This is a genomic window from Candidatus Stoquefichus massiliensis AP9, from assembly GCF_000455285.1.
In the GTDB taxonomy this organism is placed as follows: Bacteria; Bacillota_I; Bacilli_A; order Erysipelotrichales; family Coprobacillaceae; genus Stoquefichus; species Stoquefichus massiliensis.
The window spans coordinates 46,612-73,188 of record NZ_HG005290.1; the positions used below are offsets into that span (position 1 = coordinate 46,612).

A 26,577-nucleotide genomic window follows, 5' to 3' on the forward strand; every position below is an offset into this window, starting at 1 on the left:
GAATGAGGTGAGAGTATGGAAAAATTAAATCAAAAGTCTTTGGATTTTATAGATGATGTCATCTATAGACATAAAGACGAGAAAGGGCCTATCAAATTGATGCTTCATGAAATTCAAAACGAATTGGGATATATTCCTTTTGAAGCAATGGAAAGAATGAGTGAAGTTATTCATGAGCCTATTTCTAAAATCTATGGTGTTGTAACATTTTATTCGCAGTTTACAACAGAGCCTAAAGGAAAACATGTCATTAGTGTTTGTTTAGGAACTGCTTGTTATGTTAATGGCTCACAAACTATTTTAGATTTATTGGTTGAAATGACAGGCGCTCCAGTTAATGGCACAAGTGAAGATGGCGTATTTTCAATTGATGCGACACGTTGCGTAGGTGCCTGCGGTCTTGCGCCAGTTGTTAGTGTTGATGGAACAGTGTTTGGATGTACAAAACAGTTGGAAGATTTGAAAATGTTAGTTCTTGACTATAAGAAGGAGGAAGCACCTGCATGAAAATAAAAGAAATCTTAGATATTGTGGATGCAAGAGAAATTTATATTTCTGATTCACATGTCTATGATATAGATTTTCAGAGTGCTTTTGGAACTGATTTAATGTCAGATGCTTTATGTCAGTTAAGAGATGCTGATGAAACAGAACTATTAATTACTGGATTAGCTAATATGCAAATCTTTCATACTGCCAACACATTGGATTTAGCAGCAATCTTGATTGTCAGAGGAAAAACAGTAGATGAGCATATGATTCAAGGAGCAAAAATGAGTGATGTAAGTGTTTTTGTTACAGATTATACAATGTATGAAACATGTGGTCGTCTTTATGAAAAAGGGCTTGGAAAATGAAAAAAGTTTATCAAATAGAAAAAGATAATTATGAGGATGCGGGACAGGCATCGAGAGATATAAAAATGACTCTCAAAACATTGGGATTAGATCCTAAAGTTTTGAAACGTGTATCAATTGCGTGTTATGAAGCGGAAATTAATCTAGTCATTCATTCTAATGGAGGAACAATTACTTTTGATCTTGATGATGAAGGAACCGTTCATCTATCTTTTGATGATGTTGGACCAGGAATTCCTGATATTACATTAGCAATGACTCCTGGATATTCGACAGCTTCTAAAAAAGCACGTGAATTTGGCTTTGGAGCAGGGATGGGATTAGATAATATGAAAAATTGTGCAACAACTTTCACTATTCAATCATCTTGTGAAGGAACTCATTTGCAAATGACATTTGTATGAAACATGTTATTAGTTGGTTAGATACGAAATGCTCCCATTGCATCAAATGCTTGAAGTCATGTCCTACTGATGCTATTTCTATTGTAAACGAACAAGTCATTATTGACGAATCCAAATGTATTCATTGTGACGTATGTATTCAATGCTGCCCATCACGTGTATTAAAAGTTCAAAGCGCTCATATGAATGAAACACTTCAGTGTCATGAATATAATGTAGCTTTAATTCCAACAAGTCTTTTGTCTGATATGAAATCATATGATGATTTTCAAGAAATTTGTCAGGCTATTTTGAAATTGGGATTTGATGAAGTACAGCATTATAGTGATATAGAAGGATTTTTATATAAAAAAGCGATTCAGGAAAGTCATGAAAAACCTGGAATATGGTTAACATCATTTTGTCCAACAATCAATTTATTGATTGAAAAGAATTATCCAACACTTCTTGATCAAGTATTGCCCTATGATTATCCTGTAGAAATTGCAGCAAGAAGAATTCGTGAAAGATTAAAGGACGTAGATGTTGGGATTTATTCATTGTGTGAATGTGTTGGTAAAATGACTTTAGCTAAAGAACCTTTTGGTAATGAAAATTCAGCTATTGATTATGCAATGACAATATCACATATCTTTCCCAAGATTAATAAATTAAAAGATCATCAAAAATATCCAATTAAAATGAATCGTTATGGTGTAAAAAGTAATGTTGAAGATTTATTTGGTAATCGTAGCTTATCTGTTGTACGAGTAGAAGGATTGAATCAAACGAAAAGTTTGTTAGAATTGATTGAATTTGATCGTATTCAGCATGTTGATTTGGTCGCAATGTATGCCTGTTATCAGGGATGTATAGGTGGCTATTATTTATGGTCAAATCCTTTTGAAGGATGTTATAACATTGAAAGTATGATGGATGAGTATACATCAGATAATATTCAGTTAGATGAAGAAAATTATCGTATAGATCGACAATTAGATCGCCAGGAAATGAAATCAATGAAAGAAAGAATGACCTGGTTTGCGAAAGTCAATGACATCTTAGAAACTTTACCACAATATGACTGTGGTGCTTGTGGTTTTGCGAATTGCCGTAGTTTAGCACAAAGTGTTGTTGATGGAAAGGTTGATATTCAAATATGTCGTGTGAGAAAACAGGGTGATAAAAAATGAAATTAGAGATATGTATTCAAGAATTAGAATTTACATTTGTTAATGAGGCGTCCCTTGATAAAAATGTAGAAAATGTTTATATCGGTGATTTATTGAGTATGGTTATGCGAAAAGCTAATGAAGATTCTCTTTGGCTGACAGTGCAGACACATGTGAATGCTATAGCTGTTGCTGAAATGCTTGATTTTGCAGCGATTGTTTTTGTTGAAGGATTGTGGCCTGATGAAGATGCTATCACTAAGGCAAATGATTTAAACATTCCCTTGTTTGTTAGTCAGGATGATGCCTATATATTAGCTAAGAAATTAGCCCAAAAAGGAATATAATGATGTTTTATGATTTGCATATTCATTCTGCATTATCACCCTGTAGTGATGATGATATGACATTAAATAATATTGTTAATATGGCTTATTTAAAAGAATTAGATATAATTGCAATCACTGATCATAACTCTGTGAAACAACTTTATCATTTACCTACTGTTGCAAAAGGTAAGGTTAAGTATGTTTATGGAGTAGAAATACAAAGTCGTGAAGAAGTTCATATATTAGCTTATTTTTTAGAAAATCAATGTTTAGATGACATTCAGTTATTTTTGGATTCTTATCTTATTGAAGAACCTAATGATGAATATTATTTTGGTCATCAATATATATTTAATGAATTTGATCAGATTATAGATGAAGAAAGAAGATTACTTATTAAATCATTAGATTTATCTGTTGAAGAAATTATTAATTGGATTCATGATCATCATGGTATTGCAGTATTTGCTCATGCAATGAGTGAAAGATTTTCAATTATGCATGTTTTTATGGGAATTGATGAAACTTTGGATATTGATGGTATAGAAATTACGGAAAGTAAGCATCAAGAAGAACTGATTGATCGATATCCTTATTTAAAAAATAAAGCATGGTTTATCAGTAGTGATGCTCATCGATTAGATATGATTAGTGAACCACGTTATCAAATAAGTGAAGAAGATTTTTATGGATTATGGAGGAGACGGTATGGATGAATTATCTTTAAATATTTTAGATATTGCCTATAATTCAATTCGTGCAAAAGCTTCTTTCATTCGAATTTCTATTGAAGATAGTGTTAAGAAAAATCTTATTCGAATTGTGATTGAAGATAATGGAGAGGGAATGGATGAAGAAACTGTCCAAAAAGTTATTGATCCGTTTTATACAACGAGAACAACTCGAAAAGTTGGATTGGGTATTCCTTTATTTAAACAGAATGCTGAATTAACTGGAGGTTCATTAAGTATTCAATCACAAATTAATCATGGGACAATACTGACTGCGAATTTTGTTAAAAATCATATAGATACACCTATAATGGGTGATATTATTGAAACGATGTTAACTTTGATTCAGGCAAATGAATATATTGATTATGAGTTTAATTATAAAACGGATGATTTTTCGTTTTTAATGAAAACAAGTGAAATGAAAGACATTCTAGGTGATGTCAAAATTACGGAACCTGATGTTCTCTTATGGATAAAAGATTTTATGAAGGAGGGACTAAAAAAATGAAATCGTTAGAAGATTTAAAGAAAATTAGAGAAGCGGCTCAAAACAAAATGACAATGCGCATGGATGACGATCAGAAATATCGTGTTGTTGTAGGAATGGCAACTTGTGGTATTGCAGCTGGCGCAAGACCAGTTTTAAACACTATAGTTGAAGAAGTTGCAAGAGCTAAATTACCAGTGACTGTTCTACAAACAGGTTGTATTGGAATGTGTACATTGGAACCTATTGTTGAAGTTTTTGATAAAGATGACAATAAAACGACATATGTTTTAGTAGATGCTAAAAAAGCGAAAGAAATTGTTGTACGTCATTTAATGAATGATGAAGTTGTTGATGAATATACTGTTGGAAAATATAAGAGATAAGGAGGATGGACATGGAAAGAATACAAGTATTAGTCTGTGCTGGTACAGGATGTAGTATTGGTAATTCTGGTGATTTGATTGAAGCGTTTAGAAGTGAAATCAAGTCAATGGGATTAGAAAACGAAGTGAGTGTATTACGTACTGGATGTTTAGGTCTTTGTGGTGTTGGTCCAAATGTTTCTATATATCCTGATAATATTATTTACAAATCTGTTAAAGTTGAAGATGTTAAAGAAATTGTTATGGAACATTTCTACAAAGGTCGACCAGTTCAACGCTTAATGTTGAATGAATCTGATCAAGAAACAAATGAAATTCATGATATTAACAAAACAAAATTCTATTCTAAACAAAAACGTATAGCATTACATAATTGTGGTGTTATTGATCCAGAAAATATTGACGAATATATTGCGAAAGATGGTTACTTTGCACTTGGGAAAGTCCTTACAGAAATGCAACCACAGGAAGTCGTGGATGTCATCAAAGCGAGTGGTTTAAGAGGCCGAGGTGGTGGTGGTTTCCCAACTGGACTTAAATGGCAGTTTGCATTAAATGAACCAGGTGATGAAAAATATGTTATTTGTAATGCGGACGAAGGAGATCCTGGAGCGTTTATGGATCGTTCTATACTTGAAGGAAATCCTCATAGTGTTATTGAAGCGATGGCGATTGCAGCCTATGCAATTGGAGCACATTATGGATATATTTATATTCGTGCTGAATATCCAATTGCTGTTGAAAGACTAAAACATGCGATTGGTGAGGCTAAAAAATTAGGCTTGTTAGGTGAAAATATTTTTGGAACAGGATTTGATTTTGATTTGGAAATTCGTTTAGGTGCTGGTGCGTTTGTTTGTGGTGAAGAAACTGCACTTATTCAATCAATTGAAGGTGAAAGAGGAATGCCAAATCCTAAGCCTCCATTTCCTGCACATAAAGGTGTCTGGGGGAAACCGACAATTATCAATAATGTTGAAACATATGCAAATATTGCACAGATTATCATTCATGGTGCTGATTGGTTTCAATCTATTGGGACTGAAACTTCTTCTGGAACAAAAGTTTTTGCATTAGGTGGTAAAATTACAAATACTGGACTTGTTGAAGTTCCAATGGGTACGACATTGCGTGAGGTTATCTATGAAATAGGTGGTGGATGTCCAAACCGAAAACAATTTAAAGCTGTTCAAACAGGTGGTCCATCAGGTGGGTGCTTAACAGAAAGTCAATTGGATACACCTATTGGGTTCGATGAACTCGTTAAACTAGGATCTATGATGGGTTCTGGTGGTATGATTGTTTTAGATGAAGATAACTGTATGGTTGATGTAGCAAGATTCTATATGGATTTTATTGTTGATGAATCTTGTGGTAAATGTTCACCATGTCGTATTGGAACAAAACGTATGCTTGAATTATTAGAATCCATTTGTAATGGTGAAGGAACAATGGAAACTTTGGATGAACTTGAAGTTTTAGCTCATACCATTAAAGATACAGCACTTTGTGGTTTAGGACAATCTGCTCCAAATCCTGTTCTTTCTACAATTTCACAATTTAGAGATGAATATATAGCTCATATTATAGATAAAAAGTGTCCTGCTGGTGTTTGTAAAGCATTGTTATCTTATGAAATTGATGAAGATAAATGTCGTAAGTGTGGTCTTTGTGCAAGACAATGTCCTGCCAATGCTATTGAGGGTGAACTTGGAAAAGTCCCATATCATATTGATCAAGAAAAATGTATCAAATGTGGTAACTGCTTGAAAGCATGTCACTTTGGTGTCATTACAAGAAAGTAGGTGGAAAGAATGGGAAAAATAAAATTAACTATAAATAATCGTCAGGTTGAAGCTTATGAAGGAAAAACAATCTTAGAAGTTGCAAGAGAAAATGGCATTCATATACCTACTTTATGTTATTTAAAGGATTATACAGGAACTGGCGCTTGTCGTGTTTGTCAGGTTGAAGTTGAAGGTGTCAAAAATTTATGTGCTGCCTGTGTTTATCCAGTAAGAGAGGGTATGGTTATTAAAACAAATTCAATGCGTGCTTTAGATGCGCGTCGTCGAGTTGTTGAATTAATTGTTTCTAATCATTCTAAAGATTGTTTGTCTTGTATTCGAAACACAAATTGCGAATTGCAACGTTTATGTCAAGAATTAGGTGTTCGTGAAGATGCTTTTAAAGGTATGAAAACTGTTCCAACATTTGATGAAGTCTCACCAGGTGTTGTGAGAAATACATCAAAATGTATTTTATGTGGTCGTTGTATTGCAGCTTGCAAGAAACATCAGGAACTTGGTGTTTTAGGTTTTATGGAACGTGGATTTAAAACAAAAGTAGGACCTGTGTTTGATCGTAGTTTAAATGATGTTAACTGTATGCAATGTGGGCAATGTATTAATGTTTGTCCAGTTGGAGCTTTGCAGGAAAAAGAAGAGATTCACAATGTAATAGAAGCGCTTAACGATCCAACAAAACATGTTGTTGTTCAGACTGCGCCAGCTGTACGTGCGAGTTTAGGTGAAGAGTTTGGTATGCCAATTGGGACACGTGTCACTGGTAAGATGGCTGCAGCATTAAAATTGCTAGGATTTGATAAGGTTTATGATACAAATTTTGGAGCAGATTTAACAATTATGGAAGAAGGTTATGAATTTATTCATCGTCTACAAAATGGTGGAAAATTACCAATGATTACTTCATGCTCGCCAGGGTGGATTAATTACTGTGAAAAAGAATATCCAGATTTGCTTGATCATTTATCATCATGCAAATCACCTCATATGATGTTAGGGGCCATGATTAAATCTTATTATGCTAAGCAACATCAACTGGATCCTAAAAATATTTATGTTGTTTCAATTATGCCTTGTGTTGCTAAAAAAGGTGAAAAAGAACGCCCACAAATGATTAAAGACGGAATGAAAGATGTTGATGCAGTTTTAACGACAAGAGAACTTGGGAAACTGATTAAGATGTTTGGCGTTAACTTTGTTGATTTAAAAGATGAAGAGTTTGATCAGGATATGTTTGGAGAATATACAGGAGCTGGTGTTATTTTTGGTGCTAGTGGTGGAGTCATGGAAGCTGCACTTCGTACAGTTGTTGATGTTCTGACACAACAAGATCTTGATAGTATTGAATATCATGCTGTAAGAGGTCAAAGAGGTTTAAAAGAAGCGAGTCTGCAAGTTGGAGATATGACTGTGCATGTTGCTGTTGCTCATAGTATGGCTATTGCTAAGCCATTGTTAGATGATATTCGAACGGGTCATTCTAAATATCATTTTATTGAAATAATGGGATGTCCTGGTGGATGTATTAATGGTGGTGGACAATCCTATGTCAATGCTTTGATGAGAAACAGTGGCTTCGATTTCAAAGGAGCTCGTGCAAAAGCACTGTATGATGAAGATCGTGCTATGCCTGCGAGAAAATCTCACAAAAATACTCAAATTCAAAAACTTTATGAAGATTTCTTAGGTCAACCTAATTCTCATCTTGCGCATGAGTTGCTGCATACTACTTATGAAAAGAAAGATAAATTTAAAAAATAAGAGATTCATAGTAGATATTTCATAATACTTAAAAGGACAATGATCATTGTCCTTTATCTTATTGGTAGAAAATTATGTTAATAATATTTATGCAATTCACGCCTTTTCTTGACAAAATTTTCATACTCTTTCATGTATGATAAGAGTGGTGATAGTTATGAAATATAAAATTGTTTATTTGAAAGAAAATTTTTTGGAAACAGCAACACAATATCCAATCCTAATAACTCTTTTGTATTCTTCACAAAAGAGTTTATATGATACAAAGCAAATAGAATTAATTTTTCAGCCTATTGGTAAAAACAAAGATAGACTTTTAAAAACAATTCAATTACGTGATGATTATGATTATTATCATGGTATACATCAGTTAAATAATCCAATTACAGATGAAAAGGTAACAATTAAATTAAATGAATTTGATATAGATGTAGATGAATTTGGCGAAAATCATGTTATTTTTGATATAATGAAGACTTTTTCTAAAAACTTTTATATGATTATGGCATAATTGGTTTTACAAATCAAATCATTGTATGCTATAATAATCAAGTAATTGAAATGGAGGATTGAAAAATGTTATATGGATTTTTAGGACTTGCTGTGGGTCTTGCTATAGGGTTCTTCGTATCACGATATGTATTCAAGAAAAATTTAAAGAAGAATCCACCAATCAATGAAAAAATGATTCGTGCAATGTTTATGGAGATGGGACGTAAACCAAATGAGACTCAAATCAAGAGAATTATGAAAAGTATCAATGATCAATACAAATAAGGGCAGACCCTTATTTTTTGTTATTCGATGAAAATATATTTAACACGTCATTCTAAGACTGTCTGGAATCAAGAAAAAAGATTACAGGGGAGATGTGATTCTCCTTTAACACCAGAGGGAATAGAAAATGCAATAGCTTTAAAAAAATATCTTGATCAGTCTCAACTCTCTTTTGATTATATTTATTCAAGCCCTATTCAAAGAGCTTATCAAACAGCAGCGTTATTATTTGATGAAAATCTGATTATTCAAGATGATAATCTTGTTGAAATGAATTTCGGTGTTTTTGAAGGTCGAAAAATTTCAGATATTCTTAAAACAGATGAAGTACTTTATAATTGTTTGTGGCATCATCCAGAACAATTTACACGTATATCTCAAGGTGAAAGTTATGATGAGGTTATAAAACGTGCACATAGTTTTTTGAATCAATTAAGACAATTAGAATCAGATAGTCATGTTATGGTGGTGACTCATGGAATGTATTTTATTGTTTTATTGGCAACAATGCTAGGATTAGATAAAAAAGATTATGTTCTGATTAATCAAAAAGTTGTTGAAGGATGTTCTTTAACATTAGTTGAAGAGATAAACGGACATTATCAACTTATCAAATACAATCAATGTGATTTTTTGCCACATATTATGAATGCGTCATTTGCAAAATAAGGAGCTCGATTAATCGAGCTCCTTATTTTTACATCCAAGTGATTTTACTTTCAGTACCATCTTTTATTCTTATAATATTCGCTTTATGTTTATAAACTAATAAGGCAACAATACAGGCATTTGTTATAATGCCTATCTGACTATAACCAATAAATGGGGAAACAACCAATATTGATATAGACGCTAATATTGAAGATAAAGAAACATATTTTGAAACCTTTAAAGTGATCAAGAAAATAATCATCGCAATAATAAAGGCAAAAACATTGGTAACCAAAGCATATCCAATGGCCACAGAAACAGCTTTTCCACCACGAAATCCAGCAAAAATAGGATAACAATGTCCAATCACGCAAGCTAGAGCACAAGGGTAGATAATATCACCATTTAATCCTATATAATGAGCAATAACTTTCGCAATTAAAATAGAAATACAACATTTAGAAGCGTCCAATAAAATGACAACTATACCAGCTTTTTTTCCTAAAACTCTTCCTGCATTTGTTCCACCTAGATTACCAGAACCACTCTCTCTTACATCAGTGTTATAAAATAATTTTCCTATCACCAATGCAAAAGGAATGGAACCATATAAATAACTCATAATGACTAATACTATGTAAATGAATATATCCATATTTTCACATCCTCGACCATAATTATACATGAAAAGAGTGAAAAATCAATGATTTAAAGTGCTGAAAGTAGTCGTTATTTTTCTAAGTTGATAAACAGTTGAAAACTTCTAGCATAAATAAATGTTTTTTGGTATAATTTAAGAGTTGCGAAGGGAGGATATCATAAATGAAAAAAAATCATTATGATGAATCAAATATACAAATCTTAGAAGGATTAGAGGCTGTTCGTAAGCGTCCTGGTATGTATATTGGCTCTACTGATTATCGTGGTTTACATCATTTGGTTTGGGAAATTGTCGATAATTCCATAGATGAAGCCTTAGCAGGATTTGGTCAAAAAATTACTGTTACAATTGGTAAAGATAATAGCATTAAAGTAGAAGATGATGGACGTGGAATGCCAACTGGTATGCATGCCTCAGGTAAACCAACAACTGAAGTTATTTTAACTATTTTACATGCTGGTGGGAAATTTAGTGAAGATGGGGGCTATAAGACATCAGGGGGGTTACATGGTGTTGGTTCTTCAGTAGTTAATGCATTAAGTGAATGGTTAGAAGTGACTGTATATCGTGATGGTAAAATCTATCAGCAAAGATTTGAAGATGGTGCTAAGAAAATTTCTCCATTAAAAGTTATTGGAAAAACATCACGTACTGGAACAACAATTCATTTTAAACCTAATTCTGAAATATTCTCAACTATTGAATTTAATTATTCTACAATTTGTGAAAGACTTAAAGAAAGTGCCTTTTTATTAAGAGGCATTGAAATGGTTGTGAGAGATGAGAGAAGTGAGCGAGAGGAATCTTTTCAATTCGAAAATGGATTAGAAGCTTTCATTGATTATTTGAATGTTGATAAAACATTGCTTCATAAAACAATATCTTTTGATGACACATCTCATTCTATTGAAGTAGAAATTGCCTTACAATTTACTGATGGATATCATGAGACATTGATATCATTTGTTAATCTTGTTAGAACTGGTGATGGTGGTACACATGAAACAGGTTTTAAATCAGGTCTAACAAAAGTTTTTAATGAATATGCTAGAAAATATGGTTTGTTAAAACAGAAGGATAAGAATTTAGAAGGTACGGACGTTCGTGAAGGATTAACTGCTATTGTATCAGTAAAGATTCCTGAATCTCTATTGCAGTTTGAAGGACAGACAAAATCTAAATTAGGAACACCAGAAGCAAGAAATATAGTTGATAGTGTTGTTTATGAACAAATCAATTATTATCTTGAAGAAAATAAAGAGGTTGCTAATAAGTTAATTAATAAAATGACAAAAGCTGCACAAGCACGTAATGCTGCTAGAAAAGCACGTGAAGAAGCACGTAAGGGAAAAGGAAATAAGACTGAAAAGATTTTGAGTGGAAAGTTAGCTCCTGCTCAGTCTAAAGATAAAAAGAAAAAAGAATTATATCTAGTTGAAGGTGATTCTGCTGGTGGTAGTGCTAAACAAGGACGAGATCGTAAATTTCAAGCAATCTTGCCTTTGCGTGGAAAAGTTTTAAATGCTGAAAAAACTTCAATGGCAGATATTCTTAAAAATGAAGAAATTGCAACTATCATTAATACTGTTGGTGCTGGCATTGGTGATGATTTCAATGCTGAGAATTCCAATTATGCGAAAGTCATTATTATGACTGATGCTGATACAGATGGGGCGCATATTCAAGTTCTTTTACTGACTTTCTTTTATCGTTATATGCGTGGTTTAATTACATCTGGGCGTGTTTATATTGCAATGCCGCCACTCTATAAAGTATCTAAGAAAAATGGAAAACACAGTGATTCTCTTTATGCTTGGGATGATCATGAACTGGAAGATGCTAAAGGCAAAGTGGGACGTGGTTATACAATTCAAAGATACAAAGGTTTAGGAGAGATGAATGCTGATCAGTTATGGGAAACAACAATGAATCCTGAAACACGAACTTTAATTCAAGTTTCAATTGAGGATGCTGCACTTGTGGAAAGACGTGTTTCAGTATTAATGGGAGATAAAGTGGAACCAAGAAGAGAATGGATTGAGGAAAATGTTCAATTCTCATTAGAAGATTCATTCTTTATTACAAATTAAGGAGGGTATGCATGAGCGAAAAGATATTAACTGAATCATTAGATGATATCATGGGTGATCGTTTTGGAAAATATTCTAAGTATATAATTCAAGATCGTGCATTACCTGATGTCAGAGATGGATTAAAACCAGTTCAAAGAAGAATTTTATATGCTATGTATAAGGAAGGAAATACACATTTAAAAGCTTATCGAAAATCTGCTAAAACTGTAGGAAATGTTATTGGAAATTATCATCCTCATGGTGATAGTTCTGTATATGAAGCGATGGTTCGTTTGTCACAAGAGTGGAAAATGCGTATTCCACTTGTTGATATGCAGGGGAATAATGGGTCAATTGATAATGATCCAGCAGCTGCTATGCGATATACAGAAGCACGACTTTCAGCAATTGCTTCTGAACTTCTTAAAGACATAGATAAAGAAACTGTCAAGATGGCATTGAATTTTGATGATACTGAATATGAGCCTACTGTTTTACCAGCTAAATATCCTAATTTGTTAGTTAATGGAGCAACAGGCATCTCAGCTGGATATGCAACAGATATACCTCCTCATAATTTAGGAGAAGTTATAGATGCAACGATTTACCGTATTTTACATCCTCATTGTACATTGGATCATTTGATGGAATTTATGAAAGGTCCCGATTTTCCTACAGGAGCAATTGTTGAAGGAAAAAAGGGAATTCGTGGTGCTTTTGAAACTGGAAAAGGAAAAGTTGTTGTGAGGTCTTGTGTTCATATTGTTGAAGAAAAGAATATGAATAAGATTGTTGTGAGTGAAATTCCTTATGAAGTCAATAAAGCGGAACTTGTGAGAAAATTAGATGAAATTCGTTTTAATAAAAATATTGATGGTATTATTGAAGTTCGTGATGAATCTGATCGTAATGGTTTAAGTATAGTTATTGATTTAAAGAAAGATGTAGATATTCAAAACACTCTTAATTATTTTTATAAGAATACAGATTTACAAAAGAATTATTCATATAATATGGTTGCTATTAAAAATAAAAGGCCTGAGTGTATGGGAATTATTGATATTATTGATGGTTATATTGGACATCAGATTGAAGTGATTACTAAACGTTCTCTTTTTGACTTGAATAAAGCTCAACAAAGGAAACATATTGTTGATGGATTAATCAAGGCTGTATCTATTCTTGATGAAGTTGTTCATACAATACGTCATTCTAAAGATAAACAAGATGCTAAGAAAAACTTACAATTACAATATCAATTTTCTGAAGAACAAGCAGAAGCAATTGTCATGCTACAATTGTATCGTTTAACAAATACTGATATTGTTGCTTTAGAAAAAGAAAAGGCTGAGTTAGAAATTTTAATCACAACTTTAAATGATATATTAAATAGTGATAAAATCTTAAGAAAAGTTGTCATTGATGAACTGAAAAATGTAAAAAAACAATATCCTTCACCAAGGTTAACAGAAATTAAAGATGAAGTTTTAGAAGTAACAATTAATGAAGAAGCCATGATTTTACCAGAAGATATTTATGTATCTGTTTCTCGAGATGGCTATATTAAGAGAATATCACAGAGATCATATAAAGCGAGTGAAAATACACCTATTGGTAAAAAAGAAGATGATGTCTTGGTTGATTTACATTTTGCTAATACTTTAGATAAGTTGTTAGTTTTTACTGATCAGGGAAATTATTTATTTATTCCATTACATAAGTTAGAAGAATTTAAATGGAAAGAATTAGGGAAACATATTAGTTATTTAGTGAAAGTATCTCCTAATGAGAAGATGATTGGTTCTATCTTGGTGAAATCATTTGACTTGCCACTTTATGTTGTCTTTGCTTCACGTTTTGGACAAGTTAAACGTGTAGCTTTAAAAGATTTTGAAGTAGCTAGATATAGCAAACCAATGAAATGTATGAATCTCAAAAAAGATGATTCACTCTTAAAAATTAGTTTAAGTGATGATCATCAAGGAATTATTTTAACAACACGTGCAGGCTATGCTACTTTATATAGTGAACAGGAAATTTCTATACTAGGTGTGAAGGCTGGTGGAATTAAAGGAATTAATTTAAAGAATGATGAACTTGTTTCAATGTGTGTATTCAATCCTCTTCAAGCTGATTCTTATGTTCTGTTAAGTGATCAGCCTGGAATTAAACGTATGCGTGTTTCTGATATTCCAAGCTGTAACCGAGCTACAAAAGGAAATCTTGTTTTTAAATCACCAAAAACAAATCAAATTCATGCTTTTGATGCAATGATATTAAAAACACAATCAGAGCTTGTTTTACAAACATATCAACAAGACTTGACAATTCAAGTGAAAGATTATGGCTATGGACAATTACAAAGTAAACCAAGCCTAATTACGTCTTTAAAGGATCAAGAATTGCATTATATTTATAATGTTCAAACCTTATCAACAGATTGTTTTGATGTAGAGAAAATAAAAGAAGAGAAAACTGATATATTTGAAGTTAATAAAGAACCTGATTTATTTGAAGAAGAGATGGTAGAATCTTTACTAGAGGAAAAGGTTGAACCAATCATTGTTCAACCTATAAAAAAGAAAGAATCTAAAGAAGACGATAAACATTTTGAGCCTATTTCTTTTGATGATCTTTTTAAAGAAGATTTTTAGAATATGAGATATCCTCATATTCTTTTATTTATCATTTAAATAGGCTTTTAATAATTTGATTAATGCTCTTTTTTCTAGACGTGATACATAGGAACGTGAAATGTGCATATGAGCAGCAATCTCTTTTTGAGTATAAATTTGATGATTGTTTAATCCATAACGCCAGACAAGAATATCTTGTTCTCTAGGTGTTAATAATACGAAATATTCTTGCAATTTACGAATTTGATCATTTGTTTGAATTTGATCAATCATTTCTTTTTGTTCGCATGGTAAAATATCTAAAAGTGTCATTTCACCACCATCTTTATCCATGCCCAAAACTTCATTTAAAGACACATCAAGAGATGTTTTCTTATTACCTCGCATATGCATAAGAATTTCATTTTCAATACATTTTGCAGCATAAGTGCCTAATTTTGTGGCTTTATCAGGCTTATAACTATCGATAGCCTTTATTAGGCCAATTGTCCCAATACTAATTAAATCTTCTTGTAAGTCTTTACCACCATCATATTTTTTCACAATATGAGCAACAAGTCTTAAATTATGTTCAATGAGCTGATTACGAGCTTCATGATCACCTTGAAAATATTTTTCTAATAATTCATTTTCTTGCTGAGCTGTGAGTTGTGGTTTGAAAGCTTGCGTTTTAATGAATGAGACAAATAAAAATTGTTGTAATAATGTAACAAGTGTTGTAAACATAATCCACCTCAAAACATTATATGAAAATTGTCGATGTTTATGTTTAGGCTTTTCTTCTCTTAAGAAATAAGGTACAATAGTCAAAAAGGAAGGTATGTATGGAAAAAATGATGAAATGTTTTGGCTGTGGGGCCATCATTCAAAATGAAAATGAAAAACATATTGGATATGTTCCCAAGAATGCCATGAATAAAGATAAAGTATTGTGTCAAAGATGCTTCCAACTAAAAAATTATCATAAATTACAGGAAACATCATTAACAAAAGATGATTTTTTAAATATTCTTCAGCAAATTGGTGAAAAAGACTGTTTGGTTGTTTATATGATTGATTTGTTTGATTTTAATGGGAGTCTTATTCAAGGATTAATGCGTCATATAGCTTTTAATGATGTTCTTGTTTTAGCAAATAAGCGAGATATTTTGCCAAAATCTGTTAAAGAAAGAAAACTTGAGCATTGGGTGAGAAGACAATTAAAAGAAGAAGGACTGAAACCTATTGATGTGATAATTACAAGTGGTAAAAAACATTTGAATCTAGATATGATTTATGATGCAATTATGGAACATCGTCAAAATCGTGATGTTTATGTTGTTGGTGTAACGAACGTTGGGAAATCAACATTTATAAATGCTTTATTAAAGCATTATGCAGATGTTGAGAATCAGAATTTAATTACTGTTTCTGAATTTCCAGGGACAACTTTAAATCTCATTGAAATACCATTAGATGAGCATACCCATTTATATGATACACCGGGCATCATTAATGAATCACAGATGACACATCTGATTAGACCACAGGATATAAAAAGTGTTATTCCACAAAGTGAATTAAAACCAATGATATATCAGTTAAATAGCGATCAAACACTTTATTTTGGGGGATTAGCACGTTTGGATTTTATTGCTGGAGAACAAGCTAATTTTATTGCTTATTTTTCAAAAAATTTGAAAATTCATCGAACGAAAACAATGAAAGCTGATGATTTGTATAATCGACATCTTACTCTACAATATGAAGTTGAAGGGATAGAAACAATTGATCAGATGAAATCATATGAATTTCAATTACCTAAAGGTAAATGTGATATTGTGATTTCGGGTTTAGGATTTATTACAATAAGTTCACAAGGTGGAAAAGTGAAAGTCATGGCCCCTCCACATGTGAATGTTATGATAAGAGAAGCTATTATATAAAAGAAAGGAAAATTATATGTTAACAGGAAAACAAAAAAGATATTTAAGAAGTGAAGCGCATCATTTAAATGCTATTTTTCAGGTAGGAAAAGATGGTGTAACAAGCAATCAAGTAAAAGGTATTATTGAGGCATTAGATTCTCAGGAATTAATGAAAGTTAAACTTTTGGAAAGTTGTCCTGATGATGTTCACAGTGTTGCTTTAGAATTAAGTGTTCAAACAAAGTCAGAAGTCGTGCAAATTATTGGTCATACTATTGTCCTTTATAAATCATCTGATAAAGGAATATATAAATTACCATGAAAAAGATAGGTTTATTGGGAGGAAGTTTTGACCCAATCCATAAAGCACATATTGATATTGCATATATGGCTTTAAAGCAGTTACAGCTTGATGAAATTCAGTTTATTCCGACAAAAAACAATCCGTGGAAAAATGAAAGTGGGGCGAGTGCTTCACAAAGAGTCGAAATGATAAAAATTGCCATTGGTTCACATAAACAAATGACAGTAAACACCATTGAAATTAATACCGAAGGACAACAAAAAAATTATACCTATAATACTTTATTGCAGTTGATTAAGGATAATCCTGAAGTGCAATATACATATATTATGGGGATGGATCAGGCCAATCTATTTAGCGAATGGAAAAATGCTGAAGCAATAAGCGAGATGGTTCAATTAGTTGCCTTCCAACGTGGTGGTTATCCGATTAATCAGGTATCAATTCAAAAATATCATTTCATACAACTTAATAACGAACCAGTTTATGCTTCTAGTAGTGATGTTAGAAATGGTCATATAGAAATGCTGAATCCGGGTGTGTTAAAGTATATAACTTGTCAGGGACTTTATCTAGAAACAATAGTCGCTTGTAAAATGAAAGAAAAACGTTGGAAACATACATGTAGCGTTGCACATTTAGCAGCCCAAATTGCCAAAAGTAATGGACTTAATTCTCATCAGGCTTATATTGCTGGAATGTTTCATGATATTGCTAAAGAAATGGATGATGAGCAGGCCTCCTTTATTATGCAACAGCATTTTTCATTATATATGGATAAACCAAAAGCCATTTGGCATCAATGGGTGTCACGTTATGTGAGTGAACATGAATATTTAATTGATGATGAGATTGTTTTAGAGGCTATTGAACATCATACAACTGGATCAGTTCATATTTCGCCAATTGGTAAATGTGTATATGTGGCAGATAAACTTGATCCATTACGTGGTTATGATTCATCTGAACAAATCAAGGTTTGTATGGAGAATATTCATCAGGGATTTAGAGATTCTTTAATTGATTTTTATGAATTTTCAACAAAAAAACAGCGTCCTATTGATGGGTGTTTTTATGAAATTTATGATTATTTTGTAACGGGAGGAGAAATATAAATGACAAAATTAGAGTGTGTAGTAAAAGCAATGGATGATAAATTAGCAACTCATATTGTTGCAATTGATATGCGTGATGCTAGTCCTATTTTTGATACTTTTGTCTTATGCACAGCGAGTAATGAACGTTTGATGCAGGCAATTAGTCAAAATATTAAAGATGAATGTGATAAATCGGGATATGAAATTAAAAGTATTGAAGGGTTAAGAAATTCAAAATGGCTATTGATTGATTTGGGTGATATTGTATGTCATATCTTTGAAGCAAGTGAGAGAGAAAGTTATAATCTCGAAAAGTTATGGGGAGATATGCCTCGTATTAATGTTGAAGGAATGCTTGCTAAATGAGTTATGAAAATTTTGCCTATTATTATGATAGTCTAATGGATCCTCTGTTTTATGAAGATTATTATCAATTCATTATAAAGAATTGTCAATTTGATGAGGTTTTAGAATTAGGTTGTGGCACAGGAGAAATGGCTATTCGATTTGCAAAAGATCAAAAAAATATTTTTGCAACAGATCTCTCAATTGATATGTTAGAAGTAACAAAACAAAAGGCAATGTCAGAAAATGTTAATTTGATGTTACAAAGAGTTGATATGAGTGATTTTTCTACATCTCATCAGGTTGATTTGATTTTATGTCTTTGTGATTCTTTGAATTATTTATTAGATGTAGAAGATGTTCTAAAAACATTTATTAATGTTTATCAATCTTTAAAAGAACAGGGGACATTTATTTTTGATATAGATAGTCTTTATAAGATGAATGTTATTCTTAAAGATTATCATGAAAAAGAAGAGGATAATGAATTTGCATTTGAATGGCAAGTTGAAAATTTAGATGATGGTTATATTCATCATCATATTTATATTGAAGATAAAATAGAAAATGAAATTGTTAATGAGGATCATTATCAAAAGACATATAGTGTTTCACAGTATTTGTATTGGTTAAATGAAGTTGGTTTTTCTGATATTAAATATTACAGTGATTTTGGTGATTATCATGAGGACTGTGAGAGAGTAATTTTTGTATGTCAGAAAGGGGAGTAAGCATGATTGGTATTATTGGTGCAATGGAAGAGGAAGTAACTGAAATATTGAAATTAATTGATTTAAAGGTACAGAAAACATATTTAGAATATACTTTTTATGAAGGAACAATGAATGGACGTTCTGTTGTTTTATTGCAAGGTGGTATTGGAAAGGTCAATGCAGCCATTTCTACGACGTTATTATTGACTCATTATGAAGTAGGACTTGTTCTTAATGTTGGTTCAGCAGGTGGATTATTGCCACAAATGCAAAATGTTGGTGATGTTGTGATTTCTTCACAAGTTGTTCATCATGATGTAGATGTTACAGCTTTTCAAAGAGTTTATGGTGAAGTGCCTGGAATGCCACTTTATTTTACTGCTGATCAAGCATTACTTGCATCTGTTCAAGAAATTCTTCAGCAACAAAATATTTCTTCTCATATTGGTTTAATTGCCTCTGGTGATCAGTTTATTTGTCAAGATGAACAGGTTGAACAGATTGTGAATCACTTTCCGCAAGCAATGTGTGCTGAAATGGAAGCGGCAGCTATTGCACAGGTCTGTCATGTTTTTGGTATTCCTTTTATTATTACGCGTTCTTTGAGTGATGTGTTTCATAAAGGAGAAAATGCAGTACAATTTGATGAATATTTAAAGAAAGCAAGTCAGGCATCAGCCCAAATGTGCTATGCGCTTGTTTCTTCTTTAGAGCAATAACTTGTGTTATTGCTTATTTTTTGGAGGTGAAATTATTGAAAAAAATTGAATTATTAGCTCCAGCTGGTGATCAAGAGGCTTTTGTGGCTGCTGTTCAAAATGGAGCTGATGCTATTTATTTAGGTGGGACACTTTTTAATGCACGTGCTTTTGCTAAAAATTTTGATGATCAGCAATTAAAATGGGCAATTGCCTATGCTCATTGTCATAATGTCAAAGTCTATGTTACTGTAAATACACTTTACCAGGACAAGGAATTTAATGAATTACTTCGTTATATTGATTGTTTATATAATAATCAGGTTGATGCTTTAATTGTACAGGATATTGGGTTATTTGACGTTATACAGGCTGTTTATCCTGATTTTGAGATTCATATGAGTACACAATCGACTATTATGAATTGCTCAGCAGTGGCCTATTTTGAGGATATGGGAGCTTCTCGAATTGTTTTAGCGAGAGAAAACACACTATTAGAAATTCAAGAAATCTGCCAATCTACAAAATTAGAAGTAGAGGTTTTTGTTCACGGAGCAATTTGTGTCTGTTATTCAGGGCAATGTTTGATGAGCAGCATGATTGGTAAGCGTAGTGGAAATAGAGGAGCATGTGCACAGCCATGTCGCTTGCAATATCAGCTAGCAAAAGATGGTAAAGTATTAGATAATAAATATCCATTTCTTCTATCGCCAAAAGATATGATGACAATTCATCAAATTCCTGAACTGATTAAGGCAGGTGTGACTTCTTTAAAAATAGAAGGAAGAATGAAAAAACCAGAATATGTAGCAAGTGTTGTAAAGGCATATCGTCGAGCAATAGATAATTATTATCAAAATATATCAGCAAAATTAGATTGTGATATTGCTGATATGAAAGCTATGTTTAATCGTAATTATACATCAGGATATCTCAATAACGATAAAAATCTTGTTGATGGAGATTATTCTGGCAATAAAGGTGTTATTCTTGGAGAAGTTATACGTTATTTGCGTGATCAAAAAAGAGTTTCTATTCAATTGAATGCACCTTTATATCAAGGAGATAGCATAGTTTTTGAAAACATAGATAAAGGAAGACCAGTTAATAAAATCTATCATCAGCAGCGATTGGTTGCAAAGGGGAATCCTGGAGAAATTGTTGAAATCGAATTTGATTATCCGGTTTCACAAGGTTATGTCCGTAAAACAGTTGATACAACGGTTATAAAAAGAATGCAGCAGACTTATGAAAAAGAAAACCGCCAGTTACCTATAAACGTCTTTTTTACTGCTAAAATCCAACAACCAGCTAAACTTACATTTCAATATAACGATCATCAAGTCACATTATTAACAGATTGTCTTGTTGAGCATGCTCAAAAAACCCCACTTAACCAACAACGTATTATTCAGCAACTATCAAAACTTAAAGATACACCATTTTATCCTCAAAATATGCAATTGGATATAGATCAAAATATGAATATTCCTATCAAAGTCATCAATCAGTTAAGAAGAGATTGCAGTGAACTATTAAAAAATAAGTTATCAAACCAAACCATTCATCACATGGCAAAACAGCCATTACCATTATTAAGCCAGAAGTTTGCTCAACAACATTCTAAAAAACTCTTCATTCAAGTCACTACATTAGAACAGTTAAAAGTTGTTATTCAATATCCGATTGATTCTGTGATATATCCTTATCAATCCAATATAGACAAAGCTTATTTGTTATGTCAACAAAGCAATAAAGAATTAATTTTAGGATTACCTCGTGCTATTAAACAAAAAGAAATTGATGACATTTATCAATCAGATATTTTTTCAAAAATAACAACTGTATTGGTCAATGATTATGGTGCATATTATCATTTCAAGGATAAATTGAGAATTATTGGGATGGGTGCCAATATTTATAATTCATATGCATCAGCTCATTATCATGAGCCTCACATCCTTTCATTAGAAATGTCACTTCATCAAATTAATCAATTAAAAACTGATTTTTCAAAGTGTATTATTCAGGTTTATGGTAAAGTAGAAAATATGATAAGTGAGTATTGTCCAATATCGCAGTATTATTTTGGATATCAAAAAAAGCAATGTCATATATGTCAAAACCATCAATTTTCTTTAATTGATCGTAAAAATGAAAGATTCGATTTGTTAATGGATGAACAATGCCGAATGCATCTGTTAAACTGTCGAACTCTGTATTTTTCTCAAGTTGAGCAATGTTATGCTCAGGGAATATTCATTCATTTTACAAATGAAAATCAAGAATTGACAAAATTTGTTATAAATCATTTCCTTTCTTTATTAAAAAAAGAAAAAAAGAGTCGCATAAAAGAAAAAATACAAACAACTTCAGGATATTATAAAGAATAATATCGAATTATATAATGTATTTAATGTTTGTGTCTTTCATAAAATAACTTTTTTATAAATCTAAATTGATATCGTTTTCGAATAATGATATAATAGATGTATGGAGGTGGCATTTATGTCAATAGATATGGATTTGGCAAAAAGATTGAAAGTTTATCGTAACTTCAAGCATTTGACACAAAAAGAAGTTGCTGCACATCTTAATGTTCCACATTCCGCAATATCTGATATTGAGAATGGTAAACGTGATGTGACAGTTGGAGAATTAAAAATCTTATCTCATTTATATGGGCGAAGTGTTGAAGAAATCATGAGTGGCAAAAAATATGATTATTATAATATTGCAAATATTGCCCGTCTTTTAACTGAGTTACCTGATGATGATTTAAAAGAAGTCATGTTTATTATTGAATACAAACGTAAGAGAATTGAAGAAAAAAGCAAAACTATTTAGGCTTTCTTCTTGTTTTGAAGTACAAGTACAAATGACTAATAAAGAAGAAGTTAAATTCTTATAGAATTAGGAGTTTTCTTTCTTTTTTATTTTCTGAAATTTTAAAGATCAATATATTCTGGAATATCCAACTGAGATGATTTAACAGGTATTATAATAAAAAGGTGGGATATTATTGGTTTTTTCTTACTTTAGGGTGTAAATAAAATGAGAGGCTTCAATAATATTGAAGCCTCTCATTTTATGATTACCCATAGCTAAGTAAGAACCATTATTTTTCACTCTTTGTATTAAGAAGTTAATCATCTTAAACTAATTGAATATATGAGAAAAATATGTTATTTGGATAACCGAATTGTTTCTATTTGCTGAGATATTATCAAGCAAGAATACTCATAAATATTTTTGTTTTTTTATAATAATGTTTTGAACTCTTCTAACAATTCTAGTCCCTCATCTAGAATTTCATGACTACAAACATTATCTGTATGATGATGATGGTAATGTACATCGATTTGGTTATCAAGATTAACAATTGCATAAGTTCCATATCCATAACTACCACGATTCATCATTAAACTGCCAGGATTAATAAAATGTATGTTTTGATGAATTTGATGTGTTGGAACATGAGTATGTCCATGAAAGCATATATGACAATGATTTTCTTGACACAATGTAATTAATTCATCATATCCATAGTAGACACTATAGTATTGTCCATGAGTAACGCATATGTTTTGATATATTTTATATAGTGGAAACATAGCATCATCATGATTTCCTTTAACTACAATATCAAACTGTTGGATTAAAGGATCGTCTAATGGAAGTGAAGAATCACCGCAATGAATCATCAGATCAACTTTTAATTGATACAAATTAACAACTCGTTTTAAATCATCACCAAATAAATGACTATCACTCACAACTAATATTTTCATAAAATCAGCTTCTTTCTTTATAATATGATACTCTCTTTTTAGTATACACTTTTTCATATGATAATTTAATAAGAAAAAATCATTTTTAATATTTATTATATCACGTACATTTTATTATAAAATAAAAATGGTTGATATAAAACATTTAACAAAACATAATTTTTATGAAATAAAAATTTTTTTGATTTAATTTCAGTTGATGAATTGATGAAATTTTCTGAAATAGAAAAAAATTGTCTCGTAAGTGTTTACAATTGCTCTAAAAGTTGGTAAAATAATATCAGTGAAATAACTAGAAAAGGAGTAACAAATATGAAAACTATTTTATTAGTATGTTCTGCAGGAATGTCTACAAGTTTATTAGTAACAAAAATGGAAGGTGCTGCTAAGGAAGCAGGAGTTGAATGTAAAATCTTTGCATTACCATTCTCTGATGCACCAAGAGTATTAGAAGAAGTTGATTGCATTTTACTTGGCCCACAAGTAAGATTCCAAAAAGCTGCAATTGAAAAATTAGCTGCTTCAAGAAAGGCTGGACCAATCCCTGTTGATGTTATCGATATGAGAGATTATGGAACAATGAATGGTAAAGCTGTATTTGATAAAGCTTTAGCAATGTTAGGATAATTAAATTTCCATAAAAAGGAGCGTATGCTCCTTTTTTTCTTTCTTTTTTTACGTAGGTTTGCTATAATATTAAAAAATATTAGGAGGGGTTTATAAATGAAAAAAGCGATTATTACTGTTGTTGGAAAAGATCAAGTTGGTATTATTGCAAAAGTATGTACATATTTAGCAGATGCACAAATTAATATTCTCGATATTTCTCAAACAATTTTACAAGGATATTTTAATATGATGATGATTGTTGATACATCACATGCAGCAGATGAATTTTCTGTTTTAACTGATCAATTAGCTGTTTTAGGTGATGAAATTGGTGTCACAATTAGACTACAGCACGAAGATATTTTTAATAAAATGCATAGAATCTAAGGAGGATGAAGATGATTAATTTATTTGAAGTTGCAGAAACAAATAAAATGATTGAACAAGAGAACTTAGATGTACGTACAATCACAATTGGTATTAGTTTGCTGGATTGTATTGATGCAAATATTGATGTTCTTTGTCAAAACATTTATCATAAAATTACTACTGTAGCAAAAGATCTTGTGGAAACAGGAGAATATATTGAAAAGAAATATGGTATTCCAATTGTGAATAAAAGAGTTTCTGTTACACCAATTGGGTTTGTTGGGGCAAGTGCTTGTTGTTCATCAGAGGATTTTGTTAAAATAGCCAAAGTATTGGATCGTTGTGCTCATGAGATTGGAGTTAATTTTATTGGGGGATATAGTGCAATTGTTTCAAAAGGTATGACAAAAGCTGAAGAATTACTCATTCGTTCAATACCACAAGCAATGAAAGAAACTGAACTGGTTTGTAGTTCTGTTAATGTGGGATCTACAAAAACTGGTATTAATATGGATGCTGTAAAATTAATTGGGAAGATCGTTAAAGATACTGCTGAAATTACAAAAGAGAATGATTCAATTGGTTGTGCTAAATTAGTTGTCTTATGTAATGCCCCAGATGATAATCCATTTATGGCTGGAGCTTTCCATGGTGTAAGTGAGGCAGATTCTATCATTAATGTTGGGGTTAGTGGACCAGGTGTTGTAAGAAACGCAATTAAAACTGCTAAAGGGAAAGAATTTGGTGAGTTATGTGAAATTGTTAAGAAAACAGCATTTAAGATTACTCGTGTTGGTCAATTAGTTGCACGTGAGGCATCAGCAATGTTAAATATTCCTTTTGGGATTATTGATCTATCATTGGCTCCGACACCTGCTGTAGGCGATAGTATTGCTGATTGTTTACAAGAAATGGGATTGGAGAGAGTAGGAGCTCCTGGTACAACAGCAGCTCTAGCAATTTTAAATGACCAAGTGAAAAAAGGTGGCGTTATGGCATCTTCATATGTTGGTGGCTTATCTGGTGCTTTTATTCCAGTGAGTGAAGATCAAGGAATGATTGATGCTGTAGAAGCTGGTGCATTAACATTAGAAAAATTAGAGGCAATGACTTGTGTTTGCTCAGTTGGATTAGATATGATTGCTATTCCTGGTAAAACATCTGCAAAAACAATATCTGGAATTATTGCTGATGAAATGGCTATTGGGATGATTAATCAAAAAACGACAGCTGTGAGAATTATACCAGTCATTGGTAAAGATGTTGGAGAAACTGTAGAATTTGGTGGTTTGTTAGGCTATGCTCCAATTATGCCTGTGAATCAATTTTCATGTGATGAGTTTATAGATCGTGGAGGACGAATTCCTGCACCAATTCATAGTTTTAAAAATTAAAAAGGCGATGATATCGTCTTTTTTTACAGAAAGAGGGATACATATGCAACAAGATCAATTGATTATTTATAGAAATTTAACAGATGATAATGATATTTATAAATGTTTATCTTTCATTCAGAATAAATCTTTATTAAGTGAAGATGAATTTATATCATTAATGTTTCAGTTAACTGAAACATATGATCTACATGGACACTTATTTCAAAGTTTGATGACTTATCTTTTGGCCCATCATGAAAATCCTTTTACGCTTTCGCTGGAACGTAAACAAGATATATCTTATCCATTCAAACAAGTAATCATGAATGATATATCATTACTTTATCATATGTTTCATTATGATTTTTCTTTTTTAGATTCTTTATATAAAGATGTTTTTTATGATTTTCCACATAGTAAACCTATTGTGAACCAAGAAATTTTTGATTTACTGACACATCTACAATTTCAACTTTCTAAGAGCACATCAGTGGAAGAATTTTATAATATATTATATAATCATTACAATCACTATGGGGTAGGGAAGTATGGATTAAATAAAGCTTTTCGTTATTTAAATGATACAATTATCCCAATCGATCATATTGGGAATAATACATTAGACCAACTTATTGGTTATGAAATTCAAAAAGAACG

At 31.6% G+C, this 26,577-nt stretch carries 29 protein-coding genes and 1 pseudogene; 27 read left to right on the top strand and 3 right to left on the bottom strand.

Going from position 1 to position 26,577, the window contains the following annotated elements; genetic code table 11:
- The first annotated feature begins 15 nt into the window (after positions 1-15).
- The 13 genes from BN350_RS11360 to BN350_RS11420 all read left to right on the top strand — a co-directional run bounded on the left by BN350_RS11360 (position 16) and on the right by BN350_RS11420 (position 9,360).
- On the top strand, positions 16-507 hold the full coding sequence (locus BN350_RS11360; protein WP_028043697.1) for an NADH-quinone oxidoreductase subunit NuoE family protein: 492 nt from the start codon (positions 16-18) through the stop codon (positions 505-507).
- Positions 504-857 (top strand): hypothetical protein, encoded by a 354-nt coding sequence (locus BN350_RS11365; protein ID WP_028043698.1) that lies wholly within the window; start codon positions 504-506, stop codon positions 855-857. Before BN350_RS11360 ends, BN350_RS11365 begins: the two co-directional genes overlap by 4 nt.
- Positions 854-1,261, top strand: coding sequence for an ATP-binding protein (locus BN350_RS11370; protein WP_028043699.1), 408 nt, complete (start codon positions 854-856; stop codon positions 1,259-1,261). Before BN350_RS11365 ends, BN350_RS11370 begins: the two co-directional genes overlap by 4 nt.
- On the top strand, positions 1,258-2,433 hold the full coding sequence (locus BN350_RS11375; RefSeq protein WP_028043700.1) for a [Fe-Fe] hydrogenase large subunit C-terminal domain-containing protein: 1,176 nt from the start codon (positions 1,258-1,260) through the stop codon (positions 2,431-2,433). Before BN350_RS11370 ends, BN350_RS11375 begins: the two co-directional genes overlap by 4 nt.
- Entirely contained in the window at positions 2,430-2,759 is a 330-nt protein-coding gene (locus BN350_RS11380; RefSeq protein WP_028043701.1) for a hypothetical protein, read from the top strand. Before BN350_RS11375 ends, BN350_RS11380 begins: the two co-directional genes overlap by 4 nt.
- A gap of 2 nt (positions 2,760-2,761) precedes the next feature.
- Positions 2,762-3,457, top strand: a complete 696-nt coding sequence (locus tag BN350_RS11385; protein ID WP_028043702.1) for a PHP domain-containing protein — start codon at positions 2,762-2,764, stop codon at positions 3,455-3,457.
- Positions 3,450-3,983 carry an ATP-binding protein gene (locus tag BN350_RS11390; RefSeq protein WP_028043703.1) on the top strand — a complete coding sequence of 178 codons (534 nt, stop codon included), beginning with the start codon at positions 3,450-3,452 and terminating at the stop codon, positions 3,981-3,983. The genes BN350_RS11385 and BN350_RS11390 overlap by 8 nt, the downstream gene beginning before the upstream one ends.
- The gene (locus BN350_RS11395) at positions 3,980-4,348 is read left to right on the top strand and encodes a (2Fe-2S) ferredoxin domain-containing protein (RefSeq protein ID WP_028043704.1); all 369 of its coding nucleotides are present in this window, start codon (positions 3,980-3,982) and stop codon (positions 4,346-4,348) included. The genes BN350_RS11390 and BN350_RS11395 overlap by 4 nt, the downstream gene beginning before the upstream one ends.
- A 5-nt stretch (positions 4,349-4,353) precedes the next feature.
- Positions 4,354-6,153, top strand: a complete 1,800-nt coding sequence (locus BN350_RS11400) for an NADH-quinone oxidoreductase subunit NuoF (protein WP_028043705.1) — start codon at positions 4,354-4,356, stop codon at positions 6,151-6,153.
- A 9-nt stretch (positions 6,154-6,162) separates the two neighbouring features.
- Positions 6,163-7,914, top strand: a complete 1,752-nt coding sequence (locus tag BN350_RS11405; protein ID WP_028043706.1) for an NADH-dependent [FeFe] hydrogenase, group A6 — start codon at positions 6,163-6,165, stop codon at positions 7,912-7,914.
- A gap of 157 nt (positions 7,915-8,071) precedes the next feature.
- The gene (locus BN350_RS11410; protein ID WP_231385276.1) at positions 8,072-8,425 is read left to right on the top strand and encodes a hypothetical protein; all 354 of its coding nucleotides are present in this window, start codon (positions 8,072-8,074) and stop codon (positions 8,423-8,425) included.
- A 65-nt stretch (positions 8,426-8,490) separates the two neighbouring features.
- On the top strand, positions 8,491-8,691 hold the full coding sequence (locus BN350_RS11415; protein ID WP_028043708.1) for a YneF family protein: 201 nt from the start codon (positions 8,491-8,493) through the stop codon (positions 8,689-8,691).
- Positions 8,692-8,718: 27 nt separating this feature from the next.
- Positions 8,719-9,360: a histidine phosphatase family protein gene (locus tag BN350_RS11420; RefSeq protein WP_028043709.1), complete on the top strand. Its 642-nt coding sequence runs from the start codon at positions 8,719-8,721 to the stop codon at positions 9,358-9,360.
- 28 nt (positions 9,361-9,388) lie between these two features.
- Here BN350_RS11420 and plsY read toward each other — a convergent pair whose 3' ends face one another.
- Entirely contained in the window at positions 9,389-9,997 is a 609-nt protein-coding gene (gene plsY / locus BN350_RS11425) for a glycerol-3-phosphate 1-O-acyltransferase PlsY (protein WP_028043710.1), read from the bottom strand.
- Between the two features lie 167 nt (positions 9,998-10,164).
- On the opposite strand from plsY, the gene parE reads away from it, so the two are divergent.
- Together parE and parC are read left to right on the top strand one after the other, a co-directional pair.
- On the top strand, positions 10,165-12,093 hold the full coding sequence (gene parE, locus BN350_RS11430; protein WP_028043711.1) for a DNA topoisomerase IV subunit B: 1,929 nt from the start codon (positions 10,165-10,167) through the stop codon (positions 12,091-12,093).
- A gap of 11 nt (positions 12,094-12,104) precedes the next feature.
- The gene (parC, locus tag BN350_RS11435) at positions 12,105-14,729 is read left to right on the top strand and encodes a DNA topoisomerase IV subunit A (RefSeq protein WP_028043712.1); all 2,625 of its coding nucleotides are present in this window, start codon (positions 12,105-12,107) and stop codon (positions 14,727-14,729) included.
- 24 nt (positions 14,730-14,753) lie between these two features.
- Here the strand turns inward: parC and sigK are convergent, their stop codons facing one another.
- Entirely contained in the window at positions 14,754-15,437 is a 684-nt protein-coding gene (gene sigK, locus BN350_RS11440; RefSeq protein ID WP_028043713.1) for an RNA polymerase sporulation sigma factor SigK, read from the bottom strand.
- 98 nt (positions 15,438-15,535) lie between these two features.
- Between sigK and yqeH the strand changes: the two genes are divergently transcribed.
- From yqeH to BN350_RS11480, 8 genes are all read left to right on the top strand, one after another.
- Positions 15,536-16,636, top strand: coding sequence for a ribosome biogenesis GTPase YqeH (yqeH, locus tag BN350_RS11445; protein ID WP_028043714.1), 1,101 nt, complete (start codon positions 15,536-15,538; stop codon positions 16,634-16,636).
- Positions 16,637-16,652: 16 nt separating this feature from the next.
- The gene (gene yhbY, locus BN350_RS11450) at positions 16,653-16,940 is read left to right on the top strand and encodes a ribosome assembly RNA-binding protein YhbY (protein ID WP_028043715.1); all 288 of its coding nucleotides are present in this window, start codon (positions 16,653-16,655) and stop codon (positions 16,938-16,940) included.
- Positions 16,937-18,037 (top strand): nicotinate (nicotinamide) nucleotide adenylyltransferase, encoded by a 1,101-nt coding sequence (gene nadD, locus BN350_RS11455; RefSeq protein WP_028043716.1) that lies wholly within the window; start codon positions 16,937-16,939, stop codon positions 18,035-18,037. The genes yhbY and nadD overlap by 4 nt, the downstream gene beginning before the upstream one ends.
- On the top strand, positions 18,038-18,385 hold the full coding sequence (gene rsfS, locus BN350_RS11460) for a ribosome silencing factor (RefSeq protein ID WP_028043717.1): 348 nt from the start codon (positions 18,038-18,040) through the stop codon (positions 18,383-18,385).
- Complete coding sequence (locus BN350_RS11465; RefSeq protein WP_028043718.1) at positions 18,382-19,095, top strand: class I SAM-dependent DNA methyltransferase; 714 nt, start codon at positions 18,382-18,384, stop codon at positions 19,093-19,095. The genes rsfS and BN350_RS11465 overlap by 4 nt, the downstream gene beginning before the upstream one ends.
- 2 nt (positions 19,096-19,097) lie before the next feature.
- Positions 19,098-19,796, top strand: a complete 699-nt coding sequence (locus BN350_RS11470; protein WP_028043719.1) for a 5'-methylthioadenosine/adenosylhomocysteine nucleosidase — start codon at positions 19,098-19,100, stop codon at positions 19,794-19,796.
- Positions 19,797-19,822: 26 nt separating this feature from the next.
- On the top strand, positions 19,823-22,168 hold the full coding sequence (locus tag BN350_RS11475; RefSeq protein ID WP_420885238.1) for a U32 family peptidase: 2,346 nt from the start codon (positions 19,823-19,825) through the stop codon (positions 22,166-22,168).
- Positions 22,169-22,283: 115 nt separating this feature from the next.
- A complete protein-coding gene (locus tag BN350_RS11480; RefSeq protein WP_028043721.1) occupies positions 22,284-22,622 on the top strand; it encodes a helix-turn-helix transcriptional regulator in 339 nt (112 codons plus the stop codon).
- A gap of 413 nt (positions 22,623-23,035) precedes the next feature.
- Here BN350_RS11480 and BN350_RS11485 read toward each other — a convergent pair whose 3' ends face one another.
- On the bottom strand, positions 23,036-23,566 hold the full coding sequence (locus BN350_RS11485; protein ID WP_028043722.1) for a metallophosphoesterase family protein: 531 nt from the start codon (positions 23,564-23,566) through the stop codon (positions 23,036-23,038).
- 312 nt (positions 23,567-23,878) lie between these two features.
- On the opposite strand from BN350_RS11485, the gene BN350_RS11490 reads away from it, so the two are divergent.
- The 4 genes and pseudogenes from BN350_RS11490 to BN350_RS20985 form a co-directional block, all read left to right on the top strand.
- Positions 23,879-24,193: a PTS sugar transporter subunit IIB gene (locus tag BN350_RS11490; protein ID WP_028043723.1), complete on the top strand. Its 315-nt coding sequence runs from the start codon at positions 23,879-23,881 to the stop codon at positions 24,191-24,193.
- Between the two features lie 96 nt (positions 24,194-24,289).
- Positions 24,290-24,562 (top strand): ACT domain-containing protein, encoded by a 273-nt coding sequence (locus BN350_RS11495; protein ID WP_028043724.1) that lies wholly within the window; start codon positions 24,290-24,292, stop codon positions 24,560-24,562.
- 11 nt (positions 24,563-24,573) lie between these two features.
- Positions 24,574-25,938: a PFL family protein gene (locus BN350_RS11500; protein WP_028043725.1), complete on the top strand. Its 1,365-nt coding sequence runs from the start codon at positions 24,574-24,576 to the stop codon at positions 25,936-25,938.
- 43 nt (positions 25,939-25,981) lie between these two features.
- Positions 25,982-26,577: pseudogene (locus BN350_RS20985) on the top strand (ATP-binding protein); the annotation flags it as partial.

Bases quoted from the DNA above. Each gene is read 5' to 3' on its own strand.
- BN350_RS11360 (WP_028043697.1), top strand. From the start codon at position 16: ATGGAAAAATTAAATCAAAAGTCTTTGGATTTTATAGATGATGTCATC.
- BN350_RS11365 (WP_028043698.1), top strand. From the start codon at position 504: ATGAAAATAAAAGAAATCTTAGATATTGTGGATGCAAGAGAAATTTAT.
- BN350_RS11370 (WP_028043699.1), top strand. From the start codon at position 854: ATGAAAAAAGTTTATCAAATAGAAAAAGATAATTATGAGGATGCGGGA.
- BN350_RS11375 (WP_028043700.1), top strand. From the start codon at position 1,258: ATGAAACATGTTATTAGTTGGTTAGATACGAAATGCTCCCATTGCATC.
- BN350_RS11380 (WP_028043701.1), top strand. From the start codon at position 2,430: ATGAAATTAGAGATATGTATTCAAGAATTAGAATTTACATTTGTTAAT.
- BN350_RS11385 (WP_028043702.1), top strand. From the start codon at position 2,762: ATGTTTTATGATTTGCATATTCATTCTGCATTATCACCCTGTAGTGAT.
- BN350_RS11390 (WP_028043703.1), top strand. From the start codon at position 3,450: ATGGATGAATTATCTTTAAATATTTTAGATATTGCCTATAATTCAATT.
- BN350_RS11395 (WP_028043704.1), top strand. From the start codon at position 3,980: ATGAAATCGTTAGAAGATTTAAAGAAAATTAGAGAAGCGGCTCAAAAC.
- BN350_RS11400 (WP_028043705.1), top strand. From the start codon at position 4,354: ATGGACATGGAAAGAATACAAGTATTAGTCTGTGCTGGTACAGGATGT.
- BN350_RS11405 (WP_028043706.1), top strand. From the start codon at position 6,163: ATGGGAAAAATAAAATTAACTATAAATAATCGTCAGGTTGAAGCTTAT.
- BN350_RS11410 (WP_231385276.1), top strand. From the start codon at position 8,072: ATGAAATATAAAATTGTTTATTTGAAAGAAAATTTTTTGGAAACAGCA.
- BN350_RS11415 (WP_028043708.1), top strand. From the start codon at position 8,491: ATGTTATATGGATTTTTAGGACTTGCTGTGGGTCTTGCTATAGGGTTC.
- BN350_RS11420 (WP_028043709.1), top strand. From the start codon at position 8,719: ATGAAAATATATTTAACACGTCATTCTAAGACTGTCTGGAATCAAGAA.
- plsY (WP_028043710.1), bottom strand. From the start codon at position 9,997: ATGGATATATTCATTTACATAGTATTAGTCATTATGAGTTATTTATAT.
- parE (WP_028043711.1), top strand. From the start codon at position 10,165: ATGAAAAAAAATCATTATGATGAATCAAATATACAAATCTTAGAAGGA.
- parC (WP_028043712.1), top strand. From the start codon at position 12,105: ATGAGCGAAAAGATATTAACTGAATCATTAGATGATATCATGGGTGAT.
- sigK (WP_028043713.1), bottom strand. From the start codon at position 15,437: ATGTTTACAACACTTGTTACATTATTACAACAATTTTTATTTGTCTCA.
- yqeH (WP_028043714.1), top strand. From the start codon at position 15,536: ATGGAAAAAATGATGAAATGTTTTGGCTGTGGGGCCATCATTCAAAAT.
- yhbY (WP_028043715.1), top strand. From the start codon at position 16,653: ATGTTAACAGGAAAACAAAAAAGATATTTAAGAAGTGAAGCGCATCAT.
- nadD (WP_028043716.1), top strand. From the start codon at position 16,937: ATGAAAAAGATAGGTTTATTGGGAGGAAGTTTTGACCCAATCCATAAA.
- rsfS (WP_028043717.1), top strand. From the start codon at position 18,038: ATGACAAAATTAGAGTGTGTAGTAAAAGCAATGGATGATAAATTAGCA.
- BN350_RS11465 (WP_028043718.1), top strand. From the start codon at position 18,382: ATGAGTTATGAAAATTTTGCCTATTATTATGATAGTCTAATGGATCCT.
- BN350_RS11470 (WP_028043719.1), top strand. From the start codon at position 19,098: ATGATTGGTATTATTGGTGCAATGGAAGAGGAAGTAACTGAAATATTG.
- BN350_RS11480 (WP_028043721.1), top strand. From the start codon at position 22,284: ATGTCAATAGATATGGATTTGGCAAAAAGATTGAAAGTTTATCGTAAC.
- BN350_RS11485 (WP_028043722.1), bottom strand. From the start codon at position 23,566: ATGAAAATATTAGTTGTGAGTGATAGTCATTTATTTGGTGATGATTTA.
- BN350_RS11490 (WP_028043723.1), top strand. From the start codon at position 23,879: ATGAAAACTATTTTATTAGTATGTTCTGCAGGAATGTCTACAAGTTTA.
- BN350_RS11495 (WP_028043724.1), top strand. From the start codon at position 24,290: ATGAAAAAAGCGATTATTACTGTTGTTGGAAAAGATCAAGTTGGTATT.
- BN350_RS11500 (WP_028043725.1), top strand. From the start codon at position 24,574: ATGATTAATTTATTTGAAGTTGCAGAAACAAATAAAATGATTGAACAA.